19 protein-coding genes are annotated in these 24156 nt (G+C 48.1%); 8 read left to right on the top strand and 11 right to left on the bottom strand.

Features of this window, described 5'->3' with window-relative positions; genetic code table 11:
- Positions 1–113 precede the first annotated feature (113 nt).
- Positions 114–1934 (top strand): adenine deaminase, encoded by a 1821-nt coding sequence (gene ade, locus CVV44_17150; protein PKL37359.1) that lies wholly within the window; start codon positions 114–116, stop codon positions 1932–1934.
- 61 nt (positions 1935–1995) lie between these two features.
- Here the strand turns inward: ade and CVV44_17145 are convergent, their stop codons facing one another.
- From CVV44_17145 to CVV44_17130, 4 genes are all read right to left on the bottom strand, one after another.
- Entirely contained in the window at positions 1996–2976 is a 981-nt protein-coding gene (locus CVV44_17145; GenBank protein PKL37358.1) for a hypothetical protein, read from the bottom strand.
- A 232-nt stretch (positions 2977–3208) separates the two neighbouring features.
- A complete protein-coding gene (locus tag CVV44_17140; GenBank protein ID PKL37375.1) occupies positions 3209–3820 on the bottom strand; it encodes a DedA family protein in 612 nt (203 codons plus the stop codon).
- Positions 3821–3984: 164 nt separating this feature from the next.
- Complete coding sequence (locus CVV44_17135; protein PKL37357.1) at positions 3985–4326, bottom strand: hypothetical protein; 342 nt, start codon at positions 4324–4326, stop codon at positions 3985–3987.
- Positions 4327–4399: 73 nt separating this feature from the next.
- On the bottom strand, positions 4400–5464 hold the full coding sequence (locus CVV44_17130) for a hypothetical protein (GenBank protein ID PKL37356.1): 1065 nt from the start codon (positions 5462–5464) through the stop codon (positions 4400–4402).
- A gap of 313 nt (positions 5465–5777) precedes the next feature.
- Here CVV44_17130 and CVV44_17125 point away from each other — a divergent pair, with 313 nt between their 5' ends.
- Positions 5778–6914 carry a hypothetical protein gene (locus CVV44_17125; protein ID PKL37355.1) on the top strand — a complete coding sequence of 379 codons (1137 nt, stop codon included), beginning with the start codon at positions 5778–5780 and terminating at the stop codon, positions 6912–6914.
- A 102-nt stretch (positions 6915–7016) separates the two neighbouring features.
- Here CVV44_17125 and CVV44_17120 read toward each other — a convergent pair whose 3' ends face one another.
- Both CVV44_17120 and CVV44_17115 read right to left on the bottom strand, forming a co-directional pair.
- Positions 7017–8261: a hypothetical protein gene (locus CVV44_17120; protein PKL37354.1), complete on the bottom strand. Its 1245-nt coding sequence runs from the start codon at positions 8259–8261 to the stop codon at positions 7017–7019.
- A gap of 70 nt (positions 8262–8331) precedes the next feature.
- Positions 8332–9879, bottom strand: coding sequence for a hypothetical protein (locus tag CVV44_17115; protein ID PKL37353.1), 1548 nt, complete (start codon positions 9877–9879; stop codon positions 8332–8334).
- 216 nt (positions 9880–10095) lie between these two features.
- On the opposite strand from CVV44_17115, the gene CVV44_17110 reads away from it, so the two are divergent.
- Both CVV44_17110 and maf read left to right on the top strand, forming a co-directional pair.
- Positions 10096–12141, top strand: coding sequence for a bifunctional (p)ppGpp synthetase/guanosine-3',5'-bis(diphosphate) 3'-pyrophosphohydrolase (locus CVV44_17110; GenBank protein PKL37352.1), 2046 nt, complete (start codon positions 10096–10098; stop codon positions 12139–12141).
- A gap of 2 nt (positions 12142–12143) precedes the next feature.
- Positions 12144–12761, top strand: coding sequence for a septum formation protein Maf (gene maf, locus CVV44_17105; GenBank protein ID PKL37351.1), 618 nt, complete (start codon positions 12144–12146; stop codon positions 12759–12761).
- Between the two features lie 14 nt (positions 12762–12775).
- On the opposite strand, the gene lpdA is transcribed toward maf, so the two are convergent.
- From lpdA to CVV44_17090, 3 genes are all read right to left on the bottom strand, one after another.
- The gene (gene lpdA / locus CVV44_17100) at positions 12776–14212 is read right to left on the bottom strand and encodes a dihydrolipoyl dehydrogenase (protein ID PKL37350.1); all 1437 of its coding nucleotides are present in this window, start codon (positions 14210–14212) and stop codon (positions 12776–12778) included.
- Positions 14213–14434: 222 nt separating this feature from the next.
- Entirely contained in the window at positions 14435–14977 is a 543-nt protein-coding gene (locus CVV44_17095) for a hypothetical protein (GenBank protein ID PKL37349.1), read from the bottom strand.
- A 42-nt stretch (positions 14978–15019) separates the two neighbouring features.
- Positions 15020–15724: a hypothetical protein gene (locus tag CVV44_17090; protein PKL37348.1), complete on the bottom strand. Its 705-nt coding sequence runs from the start codon at positions 15722–15724 to the stop codon at positions 15020–15022.
- Positions 15725–16060: 336 nt separating this feature from the next.
- On the opposite strand from CVV44_17090, the gene CVV44_17085 reads away from it, so the two are divergent.
- Positions 16061–17005 carry a hypothetical protein gene (locus CVV44_17085; protein PKL37347.1) on the top strand — a complete coding sequence of 315 codons (945 nt, stop codon included), beginning with the start codon at positions 16061–16063 and terminating at the stop codon, positions 17003–17005.
- An 8-nt stretch (positions 17006–17013) separates the two neighbouring features.
- Positions 17014–17355 (top strand): hypothetical protein, encoded by a 342-nt coding sequence (locus CVV44_17080; GenBank protein ID PKL37346.1) that lies wholly within the window; start codon positions 17014–17016, stop codon positions 17353–17355.
- Between the two features lie 17 nt (positions 17356–17372).
- On the opposite strand, the gene CVV44_17075 is transcribed toward CVV44_17080, so the two are convergent.
- Positions 17373–17690, bottom strand: coding sequence for an NGG1p interacting factor NIF3 (locus CVV44_17075; GenBank protein ID PKL37345.1), 318 nt, complete (start codon positions 17688–17690; stop codon positions 17373–17375).
- 272 nt (positions 17691–17962) lie between these two features.
- Here CVV44_17075 and CVV44_17070 point away from each other — a divergent pair, with 272 nt between their 5' ends.
- Both CVV44_17070 and CVV44_17065 read left to right on the top strand, forming a co-directional pair.
- Positions 17963–19399 (top strand): hypothetical protein, encoded by a 1437-nt coding sequence (locus tag CVV44_17070; protein ID PKL37344.1) that lies wholly within the window; start codon positions 17963–17965, stop codon positions 19397–19399.
- A 142-nt stretch (positions 19400–19541) separates the two neighbouring features.
- Positions 19542–21725 carry a hypothetical protein gene (locus CVV44_17065; protein ID PKL37343.1) on the top strand — a complete coding sequence of 728 codons (2184 nt, stop codon included), beginning with the start codon at positions 19542–19544 and terminating at the stop codon, positions 21723–21725.
- A 3-nt stretch (positions 21726–21728) separates the two neighbouring features.
- Here the strand turns inward: CVV44_17065 and CVV44_17060 are convergent, their stop codons facing one another.
- Positions 21729–23954, bottom strand: coding sequence for a hypothetical protein (locus CVV44_17060; GenBank protein ID PKL37342.1), 2226 nt, complete (start codon positions 23952–23954; stop codon positions 21729–21731).
- Positions 23955–24156 lie beyond the last annotated feature (202 nt).

Below are 24156 nucleotides of genomic sequence, written 5' to 3'. Positions count from 1 at the left end.
CACCACCCTCCCCTGCATTATCACCGCCTACCACGCCATTACGCAATTTGAACCATCAAAATTTCCTCGACCAAAACAAATTCTGCTGGATTAATTGCATCCATGCCGGACAAATGATTGTCATCAACTCATGGACGCAATCACAAAGGGGGATCGGCATGAATTTCATACTCTTGACGGGCGGCACTATCATCGATACCAATTCCCGGCAGTTTTACCGGGGGGACATCCTGATAAAAGACGGCATAATCGAGGAAGTAAGCGCCGTGCCGATTCAGCCCTCACCTGACACCCGCGTCGTGGACATATCGGGCAAATTCGTCTCCCCGGGATTCATGGACTCCCATATCCACATCGAAAGCAGCATGCTCTCTCCCGTGGAGTTCGCACACCACGCCATAAAACACGGCACCACGGCCCTGCTGGTTGATCCCCATGAAATCGCCAACGTCTTCGGCATCCGCGCCGTGGAGCTCTTCATGGAACTGGCTGACATCCTGCCGCTTGACATGTTCATCGGCATTCCTTCGTGCGTCCCGGCCACCTACATGGAACAGTCCGGTTCCGTCATCACCCTGGATGAGATCATCGCCCTCCTTCCCGACCGGCGCATCTACGGCCTGGCCGAGATGATGAATTTTCCCGGCGTCATAAACGGTTTCGGCGATGCAAGGGAAAAGGTCGATGCCGTGTATGATTTCGGCAAAATTGTCGACGGCCACTGCCCCGGCGTTTCCGGTAATGACCTCATTGCCTATGTTACAAACGGCCGTATGGACGGCACCGTACGCATCATGAACGACCACGAAACCACGAAACCCGGCGAGGCCGCGGAGAAGATCCATGCCGGCATGTACCTGGCCCTGCGCTATGGAAGCGCCGTAAAGGATATGGACGCTATCCTCCCGCAGCTCCTCCATTCCGACGCCGACCCGGGACGATGCATGCTCTGCTCCGATGACCTTTCGGCGCAGGAACTCTTCGAGTCGGGCCACGTAGACCGGATAATCCGCCGTGCCAGGGAAATAATCATGACGGAGAAGAAGCTGGGCATTGAAGAGGCGACCATGGAAGCCATCATCATGGCCACGCAGAACCCGGGCCGGTACCTTTCTCGCTTTCTTGCATATCACGAAATGCCCCCCATGGGTGAGATTATGCCAGGATACCGTGCCAACCTGACGATCCTGGAATCCCTCGATTCTCTGCGCGTAACGGACGTCGTGCACGGCGGCCGATTCGTTTTAAGGAACGGAACAGCCGTGGCAGATCCGACGCCCTTTGATTTTTCCCCGTTCATAAAAAGCGTGAACCTGCCTGAGCCGCTCACAGAGAAAGATTTCACCGTTGACTATGAAGGCAGCCATGATTCAGTCCAGGTGAAGGTCATCGACGTTATGCCCGGCAGCCTGTTCACCGGCACACACCATGCCCGCCTTTCGGTCCGGGACGGTTCGATCAGTCCCGACGGGGAGCGCGATATAGCCATGATCGCCGTTTTCGAACGGCATCACGCCACGGGCGCGCGGTCCCTTGGTTTCGTTCGGGGACTGGGCATATCCTCGGGCGCCATCGCATCGACCATAGCCCACGACAGCCATAACCTAATTATAGCCGGCTACGACGCCTCAGACATGGCCAGCGTGGGCAATCACCTTGCTCAACAGGGCGGCGGCATAGCCCTTCTCCACGACGGGAAAATGCTTCACCTGCCCCTGGAAATCGGCGGGCTCATGTCGCGGGAGAACATCGCATCGGTTATTGAAAGATATGGTCTGCTGAAAGAAGAGGCGCGCCTCATGGGGACGAAGCTTAAAAATGTTTTCATGGCCATGAGCTTTCTCTCGCTGCCCGTCATCCCCGAGCTGAAGATTACGGACCAGGGGTTGGTGGACGTGACGAAGTTCGAGTTCACCATGCTGTACGATAAGTAGGGACAATTCCATATGGGCGAAGCAGCCAGGATTATATTGTTTACAGTAGCCTGACCCTGTATTACAAAAATCCCTTTTCGACATACCAGTTAAAGGCATCGTCGATCTGTTCTTCCAGCGGCGTTATCCGGTAACCCAGTTCCTTCTCCGCTTTTGCGCTGGAATAAAAGGCCTTCACCGACATGTACCGTGCCTGCCCCGGGTTCATTTCCGGGGTCTTGCGGGTAAAACCGGCAATGAATTCCTCAAGGTAACCATAAAGAACAAAGAGTTTCGGCGGGATATCAAAGCGCGGGCACTTGGCATTCACCTTCCGTGCCATTAATTCAAAAAGAGTCCGGTACGTGACGTTCTCCCCTGCGCAGATATATCCCTCTCCGGGCCTCCCCTTCAGAGCCGCGGAGATATGGGCCCGGGCAACATCCCGCACATGGGCAAAGGGTCCTCCACCGGGAGGGCAGCCGGGAATTTTACCGTCGCGCAAATCAAAAAATATCCGGCCGAACTGAAGCGTATAATCAAAGGGACCTATCATGCTGCCGGGATGAATGATGACCGTTTCCAGGCCCCGGTCATTGTATTGCCGCACCAGCATCTCCCCTTCGCGTTTTGTGTCAGCGTAATTGTATCCTGTATTTGCGTAATTATATTCCTTCCAGTTTTCATCGGCCAGGCCGTGAGGATTGTATCCGATGCTGTCCACCGTGCTGGTATGGACCATGCGCTTCACACCGTGACGCAGGCAGGCCTCGGCCACATTCACGGGTCCTTCGACATTGATCCTCCGCTGACGCTCATAATTTTTCTTCCAGAAGGATGTATCACCCGCCACGTGAAAGACCACGTCGCACCCCCTGACCTGTTCGTCCACATCGTGCGGATCAGTCACATCACCGAAAACGATCTCGACGCCCGTGTCCTGTATATATCGCGTCTCTGACCCGGGAAAGCCGGCGGCGCGGACCTGCCATCCCTTCTTCACCAACTCCTGGACAAGGTTTGTTCCCAGAAATCCCGTTGCACCAGTCACCAGACATTTCATGTGGTCCTCCTTACTCTTCTCAGATAACGAACAAGCCGGTGTTGGATAATTTTTAGCATAACAAATGATTTAGTCAATTGTATTGCCTGGTAAATGTAAAGATTTTATTGCTTCTATTGTATGCGGGCTTTATTTGGGCAAAAACGGTATTTTTAGCACGGTACTATAAACAGAATTGCGGGGGGAAGAAAAACCTATTTTATACTATGCAACTGCGTCATGCACACAGGCCTCATTCTTCCTTGAGCAGGTTCAATTTGACAAATTTTTTCCGAAAAACCTTCATCAACAGGTAAAAGATAACAAGGGCAAACAGAATTACAAAAATTGCAATTTTTGTATTCTTTATCCAGCTCAGGAGAAGATCCCTGTTACTGGCACTGTAATAGCCGAGGTAATTCCACAGGGGAACACTTATGAGTGCCGCAAACCCATCAATTATAATAAATGTGGGGAAACCAACAAATTTGGTTATACCCGCCGTAAGAAAAATTGGCGTACGAAGCCCCGGCATAAACCGGGCTGCGAAAAGGACCATTTTACCATTTCGATTGAAACTCTTCAGGATTTTATCATACCACCCCTGTTCAAGCAACTTCCTGCCGATATTGTGATTGAATATCTTCTCACCAAAAAAACGCCCCATGTTATATACGATCATATCCCCCACAATGACGCCCGCAAAGGATACCAGCAACATCACGTGAACATTTGTATAGCCGAGACCCGAGATGACACCGCCGGCGATGATGGAGATATCCTCGGGAACGGGAAACCCGAAACCGCAGAGAAGAAGAACGCCGAACACGGCAAAATACCCCGAAGAGGAATAGAAATGTATCATTGCATCGAGTGAAATCACGCAGACCTCGCAATTTACAATCATTTTACCACAAGCGAGATGCCTGCGCATAAATATGCTGTAAATAAATAATAATAACAGACTGATGGAAGACAAGCCATGAAAACGCGGTTTTCAAAATATTAGTATTTTTCAGGGCACCGATGTTACACGCCATTCAGCACTCCCGCCACCATGTCGCGCAGGCTCCCAGCCCTGCGGTACAGGGAGTCGAGCCGTGTATTTTGCGGTTCCCTGGAATAGGCCATGAGAAGCTGCCCGGACAGGTCATTCAGGTATTGTTCAACTTCGCGGAACATGCCGGGCCCGAACTCGCCGCGGTCCAGCATGAGAAGCAGTATAGCATCATACGTATCATGATCCATGGAAATAAAGTCCCGCTGCCGCAACTCGTTTATAAACTCCCGGCAGTACAGTATAACCGTTCTCTGGTAATCGGTGAGTTCCGCCATAATGGCAAGGAAATGGAAGAGATAAAAAGTTGTCAACAGGAAAAAAAGGGGGGGTACCCGTTTGGGTACCCCCTGCAACTGTTATGCTCGCTGTTTACATCAGAGTATTCTAAAATTTGAATTCAGCCTTTAATGTCAGGTTCATATCTGCATCATCAGCGCTTTCAGCTTTTGAATAACCGAAGATGGCTGCCGTCTGCAGATTTTCATTAAACTGATAGCCGGGACCGAAGAAAAAACTTGTCAGTGAATCATCACTGCTTTCTTTCGGCATTCTGTACTGGAACCGACCAACAATAAGAACCGGCATGGAAATAGCATCATTGAGATTGGCATTGGCCCACGCGTCAATATAGCTTCCCAGTTTAGCTTTTTCTGAATCACTCACATAGACATAGTTCACACCGACTTTGTACAGTTTATCACTCCAGGCAATGCCGGCACCGAAGAAACGGTCTACCTGGTCTTTTGCGTAATATTCATTTTTAAAATATCCGTTTATGTAAAGACCTTTGATTGGAGTAATGGACAGAAGTGTATCGATGGATTTACCGGAATAGGTTTCATCGAAAACATATTTATATCCTTCCCCATTGAGGACAGCGCCAGTAAGGGTGGCAAATCCCATTAAATCAACGGCAAGGCTCACACCCAAATCAGCCGAGTTGTTGATTTTCTGTGAATCTATCTGGTTCTGAGTAAGCCATCTCATGCCGCCCAGTTTGTCCGTTATGCCTATGATAGGATTTCCGATAAGACCGGCCTGCGTTTCAAGACCTATATCACCGATTTTATTCTTGTATTGAAAATAGGCATATTTAACAAAGAAGTAACCCCTGGGATTAGTGGCATCATCACCACCTGATACTGCATTATCATCTGTAGTGCTGACATCGGCAATATCGGCCGTTACACGGGCTGAAAAATTATCACCCATGTCTTTTTTCCAGGTCACATATACCCTGTCCAGCGTGAATGAACCGTCTTTTTTATCATTCCCGTCATTGTCTTCGAGATCCTGAGTATAGCCAAAATAAGCCTCCCCCGAAAGAGAACCCATTTTGCTTTCCTTTTTTTCTTCTTTTACCGGAGCCGGAGCATCCTGGGCAAAAACCGCACCGCCGCCCAGGGCCGCGGCTAGAGTCAGTGTAAGACCGAGAGTCTTGAAATTCATATGTTCCTCCATATGTTGTTATGTTATTATTTGGCCGATTGATCTTTCGTGATTCAGCCATGCGTATAAAAATTTTATCTTTTCGGATATATAAGTAGCGGGGTTTTATAAAGATTTGATAAAGATATGATGAAAAGGATATAAGATTATTTATTCGTCCATTCGAGGCCCTGCTATCAATGGCAACATACCTTATTTTTATGAGGAAAAAATAAAGTCCTGCCGTAACATATCCGTATTTCATTCTTCTAAACGTTTATTATGAAGTCATATTCCAGACCCGGGCCCCGGGCAGAAAAAAAGCAGGATAATCATGAATGTATTAAAGAAACACGGCATCACGGCATTTGCATCGTTTGCGGCATTGATTCTCACCGCTTCCCTTCTCCAGGCAGGAACCTCATTCCTCTCTGAAGCGGAACGGCCCTCGCCTCTTGTTTCAAAAAATAAAAACTCGTCGGCACATCAGCTTCAGGACACTTTCCGTGAAATATTTGAAATATACAAGGACTCAGTTGTATTCATCAGTACGGAAAAAACCGTGCAGATGCGATACAAGCACCCCTTTACTGATGATCCCTTCTTCCGCCAGTTCTTCGGAGAACAGGCCACCACGCCCAAAACCAGGAAACAGCGTGGCCTCGGCACGGGCTTCATCATATCCAGCGACGGTTACATCTGCACCAACCATCATGTCATAGCCGAGATGGACACCGTGACCATAACGGTGGGTGAAAAGGAATACAAGGCAAAGGTCATAGGATCGGATAAGATGATGGATATCGCACTGCTGAAGATCGAGGGAAAGGGCAAGTTTAAACCGGTCTACATGGGCGACTCCGATTCAGTACGCATCGGCGACATGGTGGTGGCCATCGGCAATCCCTTCGGTCTTGACAGAACTTACACCTCGGGCATCGTAAGCGGCACGGGACGACGGTCAGTAGATGCATCGGGGAATACCCATATCCAGACCGATACTTCCATCAACCAGGGAAACAGCGGCGGTCCCCTCATCAATCTCGATGGTGAAGTCATCGGCATGAACCGGGCCATTTTCTCCCAGTCCGGCGGCAATATCGGCATCGGTTTTTCCATTCCCATCAACACGATAAAGAGCACCCTGGAAGACCTGAAGCAGTATGGAAAGGTAAAACGCGGCTACATTGGCGTGCAGATATCACCCCTGACAGAGGAATTTGCCAAAGAACTTGGCCTTGATAAAATTGAAGGCGCGCTGGTAGGCGGCGTCGAAGAGAACAGCCCGGCCGAAAAAGGCGGACTCCGTATAAAGGACGTCATCATTAAAGTTGAGGATACGGATGTGAAGGATTACCGTGATCTCATAAACACCGTAAGTAAAACACCCATTGGGAAGACCATCCGTGTGACCGTATGGAGAGACAAGACAAAACAAAATTTATGGCTGACGATAAAGGAAAGACCGTAAATCATTATTTTACCGTGCGGGCAGATTAAATACGGGCAAATTAGGTACGGGCGGGTCGCGACCCGCCCGTACCTAATTTGCCCGTACGGCAATAAATAAATTTTATAATTCCGCTACATTTTCCAGTTCAGATTCTTCTGCGCTTTCGGTGTTGCTCACTTCATCGGCGCCGTTGCTCAGATCATCACCGACGCTTTCCTCATCGCTTTCTTCTTTTTCCAGGTCCTTGCCCTTATCCGGTTCCTTTTCCATATCCTTTTCGTCTTCGGGCTCCATCTTGTCCTTGATCCGGTAGAGAATCTCCCTGGTGCTCATTTCTTTCCATTTCTTCGCTGTGCTCACATGACGCCCGTGGGGATAGTCCTTCAGGTACTGCTGAAATTCCCGGGCCGATAAATCGAAGCGCTTGGCCATGAAATAGCTGTATCCCTTTTTCATCCTGGCGTCTTCGTCCTTATGGGGAAACCCGTTCAAAAGCGTCCTGTCAAAATAATTTATTGCCAATTCATATTTTTTCAGTGCGAAATAATTCTCTCCAATCCAATAGAGAGCGTTTTCAGTTTTTTTATAGCCGGGAAAGAAACGGATTAGCCTGCTGAAATATTCGATGGACTTGTAATAGCTGCCCCGTTTGTAGCTGTTGTAAGCGCTGTTGTAGAGCTGGCTCAGGTATGCGCTCCTGAGATCATGTGAATAGGGGCTGAAATCGCCGTAATATTTCAGAAAATACTCGTAGAGGTCATAGGCCTTGTCGTCCTCACCCAGCCTCTTGAAGGCCCTGGCCTTACCCAGTATGGCTTCTTCATTACTGCCGTTTTCCGACAGGGCGATATCAAACATGCGCTTCGACTTTGAATACTCGCCTCCCTTCAGGTATGTGTGTCCCAGCTCTGTGTAAACCCTGCTGCGGAAATCATTATTGGCGGAATAATTGAGCATATCCAGAAGTTGGTGCACGCCTTCCTCGGTCTGCTGTTTCATAATCGTAAGCCGGGCTATGCGTGCCTTCACCTCGGACGCGAACTGTTCGGAAATATTTTTCTCGTTTTTCAGGATATAGATATATTTCAGATAAGCCAGACGGTTCAGTCCCAGCTTCTCGTAGCTCTGGGCGATGAAATAATAGGCATCACGGGCCGATTCAGTTTCAGGATAGCGGGCGATTATTTTGGTAAAAAGGTTGATGGAGTCATTCAACGCCTCCTTGTTCCCCCTTTCGAATACCAGTTTGCCTTCCCTGAGCAGCTGCCGGGCATTTTCCTCGGGTTTAATAAACTGGTCATAATAGGCAAAGAATCCCATGCCCAGAAAAATCAGAATTATGCCGATAACCGCTTCTTTTTTCATCTAATATTCTCCTGACGATAGAGAGAAAGTATCATAATACCAATACCGCCCTGTTGATCAATTGTAATTTTCATTTTATCTGAAGAAAAGCAAAATCCCGCCAGAAAAAAGCCTCCCGGCGGAAATACTTTTCCACGTCCTTCAAGACCAGGTACTTCACAGCCTCTTCATATTGATGCAATTCTATATATGACCGGCCGATAAAAAGCCGGGCTTTTGCCCTGTCCATATCATTATCGGTAGTTTTTATCACCCTCTGCAATTCTTTTATGGCATATTTATATTCCCCGGCAAAAAAGGTTCTTCTTAAAATTTCATCAAGGGTGCCCGATTCGGTCTGATCTTTTTCAATAGCGCCGGTTTCGCCTGATTTATCGGGCACAATGGGGACCAGGGATATTTCCTTTTCCGGTTCGGCCTTTTTTACGCCTGCCACGGCCAGGGGGTTGCTCATTATATTTATGCCGCTCACCACCTCAAAATCCTTATACACGCTGTCCTCGTAGGGAGCCAGGCCGTAATAATAAATTCCCGATTTCAGATTGCGGTCGATAAAGCTGCCCAGCGTGATATCCACATCATCGATCACATCATCCTCGGTTATTTCAGCGGTTTTTGTGATATTCCTTTCAGTCCTGTACAGGCGGAAAAAACGGTTTCCCTTCAGCCCTGAATAGTCCCAGGATATAATGACATTATCCTTTCGGGCCACGGCCCTGATGGAAAGAATTTTAAAGTAATCGGGTGTCTTTGACTTCTCTCCCCCCGCATACAGTCCCTCGGTGGTATAATTCTCTCCTGCCTTCAGAATCAGGTTTTCATCGCCTTTCAGATAGGCGAAGGTCACGGCATAATAGTAAGTCCCTTCCCTGAGCAGGCCCTGGTCCAGGTACTGCGATGAGTCGGGTACAATGGCTATTTTCTCGGCTTTTTTCAGCCTGTCGGCAGAGTCCAGGATGGCAGTGCTGCGATACACCGTATAGGTGAAACCCTTTTCCTGGATCGGTTTCCAGGAGATATGGGCCAGTGTGTTCCCCAGGAGCCGGGCCTGTATCCCCGTTACCTCTTCGCGTACCGTCTTTTCCTGCGGCGGGCTGATAACCACGGGAACCGATGTAAAATTGACATTTTCCATCAGTTCAATTTTTTCCCGGGTGATGATCTTGTTGGCTATGACTGCATAAAAATAAACACCCTGCACCATGTTAGGATCAATTACCACCCCCTTATCCTTCGATGAAACCACCTTTACGGTCTGGGCACCCATGGCCTTTTCACGGGTATCGATAACCTGGGCCGACCGGGCGACTATAAAATCGTCGATATACTCAGGGTCCATTTCCCAGGTAATCATTATGGCGTTGGGTATATTTTGCACCGGGACCGCCTTAATGTTATAAGCCATATAGGGGGGATATTGGGATACCGGTTTCTCCACCGGTTCCTCTTTTCCCGGTTCATTGTTTTCTTCGTAGAGAAACTGCGGCAGGAGCTTCCCCGCCGGAAAAATCAACAGCAATATTGCAGCCAGGGCGGCGAGGATTGTTGTCCGCGTATTTTTTATCTTCATGGTATTGTCGGCTTTCACTGTATGACTATTTTTTTTTATAATCGACACTGCCTGCGCCTTTCTTGACAGATATTATTGGCATGCAGTATATGACAACTATGGCAGGGTATTTGTTTTAAAGATATTAGTCCATATAATTTGAATATTTTTACAAATTTTAAATCTCTCCCATTGCCGTATACATAAAAAAAAGCTAATATAAGGTTGACTATTCAGGGACCCTGGAAAATTATTTCTCTTTAAAAGAAAAAAGGTGCAGTTCAGATGCCGGAATTCGGATTAAAAATACGCAGCAGGGACATCCAGACCCTCATTGATCAGATCAGGACCTACAGTCCCGACGCTGATATAGAGACAGTCATGAGGGCATATCACTTCGCCGAAGAGGCCCACCGGGACCAGAAACGCCTCTCGGGAGAGCCCTATATCATACACCCCCTGGAGGTGGGCATCATCCTGGCCCAGCTTCACATGGACACCATGACTATTTGCGCCGCCCTCCTCCACGATGTTGTGGAAGACACGGGCACGACCCTGGACCGTATAAAAAAAGAGTTCAGCGTTGAACTCGCCCAGCTCGTCGACGGTGTTACGAAGATATCCCACATAAAAAACAGGTCCAGGGCTACGGCACAGGCCGAAACCCTGCGCAAAATGCTCATCGCCACCATAAACGACATGCGGGTTATCATCATCAAACTGGCAGACAAGGTGCATAACATGCGCACCATCATGTTCCAGCCCCAGGAAAAGCAGTTGCGCATAGCCAGGGAGACCCTGGATATTTACGCGCCTATTGCGCGCCGCCTGGGAATGTCCCAGATCAGTTCCGAACTGGAGGATCTGTCCTTTCACATCGTGTATCGCGAGGAATATGACGAAATAAAAAATCAGCTCCGGGACCGGGAACATGAACGCGAGGCCTACCTTGAGAACATAAAAATAATTCTTCAGGAAAAGCTCGGGGAGATGGACCTGAAGCCGGAAATATCGGGAAGGGCCAAGCACTACTTCTCCATTTTCAGAAAGATGAAAATGCAGGATAAGTCTTTTGAGGACATCTATGATATCAGGGCCATACGGGTCATCACCAATGAGCTGAGGGACTGCTATGCCATTCTCGGCGTAATTCACACGCTGTGGTCGCCCATTGCCGGGCGCTTCAAGGATTACATCGCTGTTCCAAAATCGAACATGTACCAGTCATTACACACAACGGTTATAGGCCCCGAGGGCCATCCCATGGAGGTACAGATCCGCACCAGGGAAATGCATGAAACGGCCCAGATGGGTATTGCCGCGCACTGGCTCTACAAGGAAAAACGAAAGGGCTCACCCCGGGACTACAAAGACCTGACGCTTCTCAACAATATAAACAAGCTCTATACGGAAACGGGCAATAGCCGGGAATTCATGAAGGACCTCAAGATGGACCTTTATGAGGATGAAATATTCGTCTTCACTCCCAAGGGCAAAATCATCAAACTTTCCAGCGACTCGACGCCGGTGGATTTCGCCTTCGCCATCCACTCCGAAATAGGTCTGCATACCACGGGAGCCAAGGTAAACAGCAAACTGGTTCCCCTGCGCACCAAGCTCAAAAGCGGCGACATCGTTGAAGTTCTCACCAGCAAGAACGGCCACCCGTCGGAGGCATGGCTCAAGTTCGCGAAATCAACGGGAGCCCGGTACAAAATCCGCAGCTGGCTCAGGAAACAGACCCCGAAAACCACGGAGGATACGGCCGAAAAGCCCGAACCTAAAAAAGACAGGAAAGTCCACCGCACCGTTGAGGTGAAGATACCGGAAGACGAGCACATAAAACTGAGAAAGGTCACACGCAAACAAAAGGACGGCATTTTCATTGAAGGCGCGTCCAATGTGCTCATCAAGATTTCACAGTGCTGCCAACCCATCCCCGGCGACAACGTTGTGGGTTTTATCACCAGGGGACGCGGCATCACCATTCATAAAAAAACCTGTCCTTCCCTGAAAAGGCTCGAGAGTGAAAAAGAACGCTTCATCAAGGTCGTATGGGAAGGCTCGGAAAACACCATGTATCCCGTCAAGATAGCCGTAGAGGCCATGGACCGGACCAACCTGCTCAAAGATGTGGCCGACGAGATATCCCTGTGTAAAACAAACATCATCAGGGCCGAAGCCACGGTTAAAGAAAAGGGTCATGCCGTATTCAAATTCATCCTGGAAGTAAAGGGAAATGAACACCTGAAAGAAATCATGCAGCGGCTCAATAAAATCAGGAACGTCACGGACGTGTACAAGCTGAATGAAAAGGTCGTTATAAAATAGAAATGAAGATAATTCTCGCTTCAGCATCACCGCGAAGACGGCAGCTGCTTTCGCTTATCATTCCCCGCTTCGATGTTCTGGTTCCCCTCGTAGACGAGACCCATACACCGGGAGAAGGACCCATGGATTTTACCGAGCGGGTATCGCGGGAAAAAATGGATTACATCCTGGGTTCGCTGGAACCGGGAAAGGACCGGGAGCTCATCATTACTTCGGACACGATCGTAACCATCGACGACCTTATCCTGGGCAAACCATCGGACTTTACCGACGCCATGAGAAAGATATCACTTCTCAACGGCAGGACCCACCGCGTGGTCACGGGCATGACGCTCTGCGTCAGAAATGGCGCCGTTCAAGACCCCGTCACCATGCTGACGGCCCTTGAAGCAACCGAGGTGACATTCAAAAATCTTTCCCGTGACGGACTGAAAGAGTATCTTGATTCCATTGAATACATGGACAAGGCCGGCGCCTACGCCTTTCAGGAGAACGGCCGCATGATCGTTGAGAGCTTCAGGGGGTCCGTCACCAACGTGATCGGCTTTCCACTGAGGCTTCTTTTCAGAATGCTCCATGAGCTGGATATAACCGGGCCGGTACTGCTGCAGGAAGACTGAAATTCAATGCATTACTACCCGTGAAGAGATTTGTCCATGGCTTTCATGGATGTTTCCAGCATTATTTCCGCCAGGGTCGGATGGGCGTGAATGGTATTGACCAGATCCTCCACCGTCGCCCCCATTTTTATGGCCAGGGTTCCCTCGGCAATAAGGTCCGTGGCATGGGGACCGATGATATGCACTCCCAGAATTCGTCCGCTGTTCTTTTCAGAAACTATCTTGGCCTGTCCCGCAATATCACCCAGGACCTGCGCTTTACCGATAACCCTGAAGAGTACGCTGTCCGATCGCACCGCGAAACCCTCTTCCACAGCCTGGGACTCGGTTAAACCGACATTTGCAACCTCGGGCGAGGTAAAAATCGCTCCCGGAACAATACGGTAATCCATGGTTCTATGGCCCGACATGGCGTTTTCTGCTGCGACCAGACCTTCCGCCGATGCTACATGGGCGAGCATGATTTTTGAAGGACCTAAAATATCTCCAATGGCATATACATCGGCATTACTCGTCAGCATCCGGTTATCCGCCAGGACCCAGCCCTTTTTATCAAGCTCCACGTCAAGCGAATCAAAACCATCTATATTTCTGGTGTTGGGAATGCGTCCTATGCATACCAATATTTTTTCTACCGTTTCAAAAACAGGCTTTTTGTCTTTTTCCGCGGGATTTTGAAGAAATGGCGATGGCGCGATTTCCACATGCAGCCCGTCATCCCTTTCTTCAAATCCCGCTATGGTGCGGTTGACAATGAAGTTAATACCGCGTTTTTTCATTTCACGCTGAAGAATCTTTGAACAATCCTCGTCAACGGAAGGGAGCGGCAGTATACGGGATTGTGCCTCCACAATGCTTACCCTGGAGCCCAGGGCTGAAAGAAGGAAGGCAAACTCACAGCCGATGACACCGCCGCCTACGATTAAAATTGACTCGGGAACTTTCTGCAGGCTAAGGGCATGGTTGCTGGAAAGTATCCTCCTGCCGTCAAAGGGAAGCCCAGGAAGCTCAAAAGGACTGGTACCAGCGGCAAGGATGAGTTTATCCCAGGGCACATCAAGTTCCTGTCCTTCTTCAGTACGCACAGCCGCTATATTTTTGCCTTTCAGGTATGCTGTTCCCTGTATGTAGCGGATATGATGATGTTTCAATAAACTGAGAATTCCCTTTCTCTGGGCCTCAATGACACTATTTTTTCTTTCCATTAAACGCGGCATATCAACACCAATGCTGCCATCTACCGTGATGCCATAAGATTGGGATTTTTTTATTTTTTCCAGCAGTTCTGCCGTGGTGATCATAACCTTTGAAGGAATACATCCCCAGTTCAGGCAGGTGCCCCCCACATGTTCTTTTTCGATAATGCTTACCTCGGCGCCTAGCTGGGCAGCTCTCACGGCTGCAATATAGCCTCCGGGGCCGGCGCCCAGTATTAGTATCTTCTTCGACATTGATTTTATCTCCCCGTTGATTAAAGGATTCCTATAACATGGTCACACTATTCCACCAATGGTTTTCATTCATCTTTACAGATGTTCAGTTACGCAACAATTTTTTTCTATTCAGCCCTGTATTTCTTTTGAATTGCTCAATGAATAAATTAATTATAAAAGGCCGCCTTTCTCCGGCGGCCTCTGTTTTTCATATAAGGGAAGCATCAATCAGGGGAATTACTATTTCTGATTCTTATCCCGCTCCTTCAGCACATTGACCATCTGGGTAAAAAGATGGTAGAAGGTCTTGAGCTCATCCTTGTCCCTGAGGGGCCGCGGTGTGGGCCACTTGCCGTCGATCACCTCTTTGATATAATTGGACATGACGAAAATAGGTCCCGATATTCTGTGGGTCTTCCGGATAAGAAGCACATAGAGCAGGATGCTCTGCAGCACTATAGCTACAATAAGAGCCACAAGAAGAATCTGGTTAAGTTCAATGATAACATTGAGGGTTTCCATATTCTCACTGTGGTTGATGGCGATTTCCCTCATGGCATTGACCATGGCCTCGTCCTGTCCCGAGATGGGGCGAGAGGTGAGAAAATGAACGATATTATCCTCGATCTCATAGATGTTTTTTATTTTCACATTGTTGTACACAATGTTGGTTGCTATACCGCCGATGATTATGGCCGATATGACTGAAACGATGGCAATGATGGAAAAGGTCGTTTTCAGCTGAAAATTTTTATCTATGATATACTGCTTTCTTTGTTTCATGATAACTCTCCTGAAAAGAATAAAATAATCATAATTGCATCACTATTCTGCAAGCATTTTATATAATTCTTCCACCGTTTCCGCGATCAAGGGATCCTTGGAATTTTTGCAATACACCGAGAAGGGGACCGGGGGCTTTATCTTCATTTTATAAATTTTGTAGTAGTTGGTCTTGAAAATGAGATCATAGCGTCCATATCTTTTCGAGAAAAAAAACTCACTCATAATCGTTGTAGGTTCATCGGGATCATAGAATTTTACCGTATGCCCGAAGTTATAAGGGAAGATATCCGTGCCGTCCTTGATCTTGTATTTCAGCGTGTCCAGAGACTTCATTTTATAGGAATAGCTTTCGGCGAATATTTTACCGCTGATGATATCGGCCTTCAGGTCCTTCAGGTTTTTAACGAAGGACGACGACGAGGCCTTGCGGATTTTATACTTGCCGCTATCGGGGAAGTACTCTACGACCTTGTCTATCTGGTTATCGCTCTTCAGATCCTGTATCTGGGAGACAAGTTTTTCTGATCCGGTAAAATCACCGATTATAACATGGGTGTCATCGTCAATGGACTGAAGAAGAAAATAGTTCCTGTAGTCCTGGGGAATGGGCATCAGCTTCAGTTTTTCCTGTGAAAGAAATTCTGTAAAAAACAGGTTCCCCATGACAGAAACGGCGATGAGAAGAACTGCGAAGATGATTGAGGATTTCAAAGCCATTGCTTTAATTTTCATTTTTTCCACCATCGGTAATATAATATTGATACAAATATCCTTTCACCGGTAATATATACATTGTTGCATAATAAAATGTAGCATAACAATTATTAAAATTCAATAAAAAATCAATATAGAATATAATTTTTTTTATAGCAAATAAAATTATACAAATGCTCTATTGTCTTTATAAAAATTCTTCTTGACTCCGACATAAAATAATAGGAGACATTTAATCAGGAAGAAACCTGCCGGAAGGACTGCTATTATTGGCTGTCCAGATCAGAGATGTTAACCGGAACGCTATATATAGAAAAAACAGCTGAATAAAGGGTAAAACTCTGAACAGGAGAATTACAATAGACTATGAAAATAAAAACAATAATCGGCATAATTATATTCACCGTAGCAATCTCCATGATCATAATCATCCCGCCCCTGATTTCCAGCACGGGAACAGAACAAATCGAAAAAATAGTCGACACAAAGAATCTCTTTACCGGTGAAGATGAATACATCGGATATATTAAAAATAATGTATCATTCGAAGATATGCGTCTCTCCGTTACCACCATACAGCGGAAGGACAATTTCTGGAAAATTGCCAGGGACAGTTCCGTTGATATCGATACTCTCATCGGGGCCAATCCATACTGGAACGACCTCCTGGCACGCATGGAGCAGGAGATTGTAGTTCCATCGGAAAGCGGCATCCTGGCCTTCATAACGGAATTCCGGCAGATCAAAGCGCTGGCTGAATTCTACCAGGTCCGGGAGGAGGATATTATCGTTCAGAAACTCCCCCTCTTTTTCCGACTCTATTACGGCATATTTTCCCGGCCAAAGCCCATAGCCGTGTTCATTAAAAATGCCAGGCCCAGCACTCTCACCATGACGGAGAAGCTGGCCCGGCAGTATACGCTGCGGGAAATGTTCCGGTCTCCCCTGGGCGGTCGTTTCAGTTCTTTCTTCGGTTCGCGGCGCCACCCCATCTTTCAGGTCCAGAGCTTTCATAACGGCGTCGATATTGCCGCTCCCCAGGGTACCTGGGTAGGAGCATCACGGGACGGCTATGTCCAGTCAACGGGATGGATGGGAGGATACGGCAAGGCCATCATCATCGTCCACCCCGACGGCTATAAGACGCTCTATGGACACCTTTCACAGATTTTAACGGTTCCCGGACGGAAAGTCAAAGCCGGTTCCATCATCGGCAAGGTTGGCTCCACGGGACTCTCCACGGGCCCCCATCTCCACTTCACTATCTGGCACCATAATAGACTCCTGAATCCCATGAAGATACTGTGGTAATCCCGACAATGAGTGAAGACTATTCGGATATAATAGCCAAGGCCAACGAGCTCTCGTCCCTCATTAAAAATCATGATATCACCGACAGATATCACGAGATACAGGAGGATATGAAGCGGGATCACAAATCCCAGGAACTCCTGGCGCGGCTGGTTATGCTGGGCGAAGAACTTACTCGCAAGGGACGGCAGGGTGAGCCGATCCAGGCCGAGAAATCATCGGAATACATACTTCTTCAGCAGGAACTGGAAAAAAATGAACTGGTGAAGGACTTCATTCTCCGCCAGAAGGAATACCTGAATATGATTCACCTCATGCAGGACCGGATTAAAAATCCCCGGCGGGGATGACCAGACGGTCCGGTCCGTCAATCAGGAAAAAGAAAAAGCTTCCATATATCAAAGGCCGGTTCTTCATAGGGATGGGCCTTTTTCATGGCTCGCACCACCTCTTCGATGAGATGGTCCTCGCAGACCATTTCCACCTTGTATTCATCCACGGTTTCTATCTCTCCCTGTCTCCCTATATAGGGATTACTCCCTTTCAGGGGCCTGAACTGACCGGTTCCCCGTGTCTGCCAGGCGCAGCAGTCATAATCGCCGATTTTCCCCGCTCCTGCAGCGAAGAGAGCGCTCTTCACTTCCTCCAGGTGACTCCCGGGCACATAAAAGCAGAGCTTGTACATATATCCTCCTCGACTATTAAACATGAAACTGACATGTCCGCACCGATACCATGCCTTGACTGTGTCGTCAATCGCAATTGATAAATTACAATAGTATCGCATACCGGGAAAATGAAATCATACCTGATATTTTTTTCCTGAACAATGTTTAAAGTGATAGACATCCATTTTCACTTTTTCCATAATGAAATAAATGCCGGTATAATACTGCTTAATGGTATCGAGTGAAAAACCCTGGTAATGATAAACTGTCCCGCAGGGACTTCCTGCGCATGTCGGCCCTGGGAATTACATCCCTTGCCGCGGCGGACCTTTCGGGCTGCGCCTCCATTCCTGCACGTTCCCTTCCGAAACTGGATTATTCCGGTGCCATGCTCATCACGAACGCATCCATTGTCGATGTAATGACAGGGCGGGCCATACCCGGCAGTTCCTTTATCATTGACAGGGGAAAAATTTCCTCCCTGGGTCCGGCAGCAGCCCGAAGCGAACTTTCGGGATTTTCTGCCGTCATTGATCTCGGAGGGAAATACGTCATACCGGGCCTCATAGACGCCCACTGTCATACAACGCTGCCTGGAGCGGGACAGTTCGATTTCTGGGGAGTATCAACCACCCTGTACCAGCTGAAACGCAACCATGTCCAACAGATTGAGAACGGCATTACCAACATAAAGGGGGGGCATCCCGATATTGATCCCTCGGACGTAAGCATATTCGCCAAACCCACCATGCTCCTCACGGGCAAAAGCAGCGTGTGGTTCTCTTCTGTCAGGGAACTGAAGGACAGCCTTAAAGAGAGCCTGGAAAACGGCGCCTCCTTCATCAAGCTCACCATGGATAACCTTTCCCTCATGTGCGGCAAGGGCGTCATTCCCGTATACAGCGGCGAACACCTGAAGATAATCTTTGATTTCGCTGAACAACATAATCTTCCCGTGGCGGGTCACATCCACAGAAAATTCGGCTTCGACCGGGGACTCGAGTACGGAATCAATTCCATGGAGCATACCATCGGCGACGCCAGAATCAGCGACGAAGAAATAAAACTCATGGCGGAAAAAAATATCGCCATCGTTCCCACCATGACCGTGGGCCAGGTATTCGCTTCGGAAGAGGCCTATGATGAAGTGCCGCGAGAATTCAGGAATGACTATATCGATAACGAAGTCAGGATCAGGCGGGAGTACCTGATATCGAACCTGGACCGTTTTATTGAAAAAGATATCCACCGGGCCAACATGGAAGCCCTGGCCTGGTATAAAAAGCTGGGATGCGAAAAATGCTACGACAGGGGAATCATGCTCACCAGGCCCGAGCTCTATTACGGTATTCTGAAATACGGGCCCGATAATGTCCGGAGAATGAAAGAAGCCGGTGTGCTCATCGGCTGCGGCACCGATGCAGGGGTTCCTTTTTGCTATCACGGCACCCTTGTCCGGGAAATGGAGGCCCTCACCCGACTCGGTTTCAGCAATGGAGAAGCGCTTAAGAGCGCCACGGTAAACAATGCCCGGATACTGGGAATGGGTGATACGATCGGCCGGATAAAAGAAAATTTTTCCGCCGATATGGTCGTCCTCGACGGAAATCCCCTGCAGGATATCGGGGCCTGCCGCAATCCCCTCATGGTAGTAAAAAACGGGCGCCTCGCCTTCATTAATCGTGAAAGGTTTTCCCCTTCGGGGAAAACCCTGTCCCTGGTATAATCAATGAAAATCAGGCGGCACACGTCGATGAAACAGTTCTGCAGAAAAAATGATATCTGATTGTATTACATTTTTACATTCTAACCGGGAAATCAATAAAAAGGATTTACCCGTGTAAAAAAAAGGAGTCAAAACAGGAATTATGAAAACAGCATATTTTACCAAGACCGCGTTGATTCTCATCCTGTGGCTCCTTCCCGCCATGTCTTCCTTTGCCGGGCCCGTACTGGTCGATGAGTGGTTATCAAATAAAAACATAACGCAAAACGTTTTCTACCTGGAAGATAAAAACAAAGAGTACACCTTCAAGGATATGGCAAGAAAGGACCTGAAATGGGTTCAGTCCGCTACAGACGCAGTTAATTTCGGCTTCACCAAGTCGGTTTACTGGTTCCGTTTTTCCATCACGAACACTTCGTCACGGCAGCAGCAATGGTATCTCGAAATGCAGTACCCCCTTCTGGACACAGTGGAGCTCTTTGACATTCTCGATGATGGTACCGTCAATGTACGGAAAACCGGGGACCACATGCCCTTCACCATGCGGGATATTCAGGACCGGAACATCATTTTCACCCTGAAGCAGAATCCCGGCGCTAAAACTTATTATATCCGCGTGGAAACCACCAGTTCAATGGCTTTCCCCTTCGTACTCTGGTCCAACAGCGCCTATATCGACCACCTGCTGAAAGAACTGCCCCTGTTCTGGATTTACTATGGACTCATGATAATAATGGCCTTCTACAATCTGTTCATTTTCCTTTCTATCAGGGACAGGAGCTATATTTACTATGTACTTTTCCTTACTTCATGGGTGGGATTTCAATTGACACTCAACGGCTTCGCCTTCCAGTACCTGTGGCCCCGGGCCATCTGGTGGGCCAACAACAATATATCCATTTTCATGTCCTTTATTGCTCTCTGGGCTGGTATGTTTTTCACATCCTACATGCAGACAAAAGAAAAATTTCCCATTTTGCACCGCATTATTCAAATTATAATCATCATTCCCAGCACCCTGTCAATTCCCGTTACCGTGATCTTCGGTTCGCACATGGGTATTGTCGTTGCCACGGCCAATACCATTGTCACATCTTCAACGCTGATGGTGATGGCCGTCATCTCGGTTATCAAGGGCTCGCGGGAGGGCAAATTCTATATCATCGGTTTTACCGGTCTGATCATAGGGATCATTCTTTATTCACTCAAGGCCTTCGGTGTACTGCCGTCTAATTTCATCACCAACTGGTCGGTTCAGATAGGGTCCGCATCCGTGGTGGTTCTTCTTTCGCTGGGCCTGGCCGACAAGATCAACACCATGCGCAAGGACGTGGCGCGCATGAACAAAGACCTGGCAAAAAGCGAACAGCTCACCAGGGAACGGGCCGTGTACCTGGAGGGAGTGGTGAAGACCGTACACGGCATTTCCAGGGACCTGATCAGCATCAGCGAGGAACTTTCGGCCCTGGGTTCCATTTTTGCCAAGCTGTCCCAGGAACAGGCCGCCACAAGCGAGGAGATGTCGGCAACCTTCGAAGAGCTGGCCGGTTCCAATGAAAATATCTACCATTCGACGGTGAAGCAGAAGGAGGAAGGGGAAAAAACTCACCAGATGGCCGAGATGCTCAAGCAATCCCAGAAAAATATCGCCCGGGCCAGCATGGAGGTTGTGGAACACCTGAAGGTCATCTCAGATTCGACAAACATCACGGAATACACCCTGAAAAACATGATAAAGAAAATGGATGTCATCGGGGAAGGCGGCCGTTCGATAAATGCTTTCATCTCCATGATCGACGATATCACCGACAGTATAAACCTGCTCTCTCTCAACGCCGCCATCGAGGCTGCCAGGGCCGGGGAGCACGGCAGGGGCTTTGCCGTCGTAGCCGATGAAATAAGTAAACTCGCCTCGGCCACATCGCAGAACTCGAAGCTCATATCATCGAAAATAGCCACCATCAGCGCCGATATCGACGAAGGTAAAAAAATAGTGACCAACACCAAGGAAGCCATCGATGTCACCTTCAAAATGGTGAGCGCCATAAATGAGAAAACCGAAGAGGTTGCCCAGCTCATGGGTCAGCAGGGAATCGCTATAAAAGACGTCGTTTCCCATGCCGAGCTGATGGACACCCTGTCGAAGGAGATAGCCACTTCCACAAAGGAACAGAACCTCTCTATGAATGAAACCATGGTAACAATCGAGAAGCTTTCAGAGATGGCCCAGGAAATCAGTCTGTCGAATCAGAAGATTATAGAGGTAATGAAGGATATACACGACAAGGCCAACAACCTTGATGACCTGGTGAAAACCTCGGTATAAAGGTCACGAAGAAAAGTTTTTTGTCAACTGAACAGCATTGCCCTTTTCCATGTACTGGACATCGTCAAAGACATTCCTGGCCATGGTAATCCCCCTGCCGTGAGGAAGATTCCTGGCATTGACTTCTTCGCTTTCGTTCATCTGGCCCGTAAAATCAAAGCCCTCACCTTCATCCATGATCAGATATATGACACGCTTCGGACTGAGGGAGTATTCAACAGTAACCTTTTTCTGCCGGCACTCATTGTCGTTCTGCCTTACCCCGACCAGTTCCATATAGTCGCCGTCGATGAGCGCCACGGATTTCTCCTCAAAGGTGATATGCAGGTTTCCATGTTCAATGGCGTTTATGATGATCTCCCGGAGAGCGAGCCGTATAAGATCCACGCTTTTCGGTTCAAGGTAGCGGACCAGGTTACGGGTGATCCTGCGGCTCACCTCATCGGCTGTTATGAGAAAGTTTTCAATGATATATTTCTGTTTTTCAGTAATAAAATATTTCAGCAGCGAGTCTTCTACTTCGCTGGAAGCCATGCCAAGTATCTCGTTTTTCCCTTCGATGGTGATATACTGCATGCGTATGCGCATGACCTTGGGCTCTTTCCCGAAAGCGGACGTCAGCTCGGCCCGGAAATTTATGGGTTTCTTTTCCCTCTTGAATTCCTCCAGGGTTTCACGCACAATTTCCCTGTTCATGGAAACATCATCGCCGCCTTCGTATACCAGGTCCAGGAAATTCCACTTCGTTATTTCTTTCTGTTTGATTTTCAGATATTTTTCCATGGTCCTGTTGGAACTGATAAAGTTCCATTCCTCATCGAGGGTGAATACCACATCATTGGCGCCTTCAACCAGGGCCTTGTACCGGGCCTCGGAAAGGCTGATCTGATCATTGGCACTGTGAAGCTCATGAAGTTTTTCCTCCAGATCAGTGTTGAGGACTTCGATCTGACGATGCACATAGATGAACCTGTTAGCCAGTATGACGGTCATGCCCACAACCACGGCAAGGAACGTGTATTTGCTCAAACCGATATCAAGGGAAAGAAACACGGCGTCGATGATGTCGAATGCGGCGGAAAGAACTATGACGAAAATACCTATAAGGAGATTGCCCGAAACATTGCCACCGAGAACGCTGAGTGCGGCGCCGGCGAAAGAACGCTTCCCCTCTCCCCCACCATGAACGGTGCGGACATCCGCTATGAAGTTGCGGGCCACGTTTACCAGGATGTACATGAGAGGAATCAGGGCCGTTGTCTGCCAGATCCTCAGAATATCCACGCAGAAAGGGGTGGGTGCCGCGACCACCAGGAGGGCCAGGAGCACATAAAACCCGGTAAATATCATGGTAAAAAGATGGACCTTGCGAAAAAGTAAAAGATCGAAAAAGGCCGCCCCTGCGGGTAGAATGAGGAATAGCACGGCAAATTCAATACGAAATAGAATATTCGTATCGGGTATGAGTAAATAAATACTGTATGTTCTTGAGAAGAAATAGAAAAAAATAAAAAGGGTTGCAACGCCGAAGGCGAGATTGAATTTTTCCGTTCTCCGGTAGAAGAAGAGAAGGAGATGATAGAGTCCCACGAAAAGATACGTAAACATGAGAACCAGCCTGATCTTTTCCGATCTCATCTCGTCGAGCGACTCGTAATCACCGATGAGATACGGGCCGTTTTTGTAGAGACCCGTGGATACATCCGTGGGATCCCCTATGATGTGTAAGGCCAGGATGTTCTGTCCCTGTTTCAGCGTGTAAGGATTGACAGGGATCAGGACATCCCTGTAATTGCGATGCGAGGTAATATACCCCTCCCCGTCGAGATGAACTTCGGATCGGACCAGATGGCCGTTTATATAAACTTCCCAGTTCTGGCCGATATCCTTCACATAAATGCCCTGCACAGGGCCGTGTATCCTTTCCTGGGTAATGGCAAATGATGTTACAATGGTAAAATGTTCCGGCTTGAATGAACGGAGGGATAGAAATTTCCTCTTCGGAAGAGAGGGAATATCCATATCCTTAACGCGTATACTCCTCAAACCATTTTCCAACGCGGGAAGATACAGCCATGACGAATCCCGTGGCATGGACCCGGTCCATTTCAGATCAAATCCTTTCGTTATGTACATATCCCCTGCAGCGAGATCAATATTCCCGGCCGCGAGAGGAATGGGAGAAAGGAAAAAGAAGAGTATTATGGCTAAACGGTTACAGATTTTCATTTAGTTAATTCCCTGTGCAGACACTGTTCATCATAAAGGCATTCGACGAAAAGTCAAGTGCATAAAAAGCTATTTCTCCCTTTGCCAGTGCCTCTTTAATGAAAAAATCGGGATATAAATAAAATCGTGGAGCGGTAATGATTTGACTAATACCATCTGCCGTGTTATGACATTCCCTGTTCACAACCATGACACCATTATT

The sequence above is a fragment of the Spirochaetae bacterium HGW-Spirochaetae-1 genome, assembly GCA_002839375.1.
Lineage (GTDB): Bacteria > Spirochaetota > UBA4802 > UBA4802 > UBA5550 > PGXY01.
Note: the sequence above shows the minus strand (reverse complement) of the source record. Positions and strands in the feature narration are given on the sequence as shown.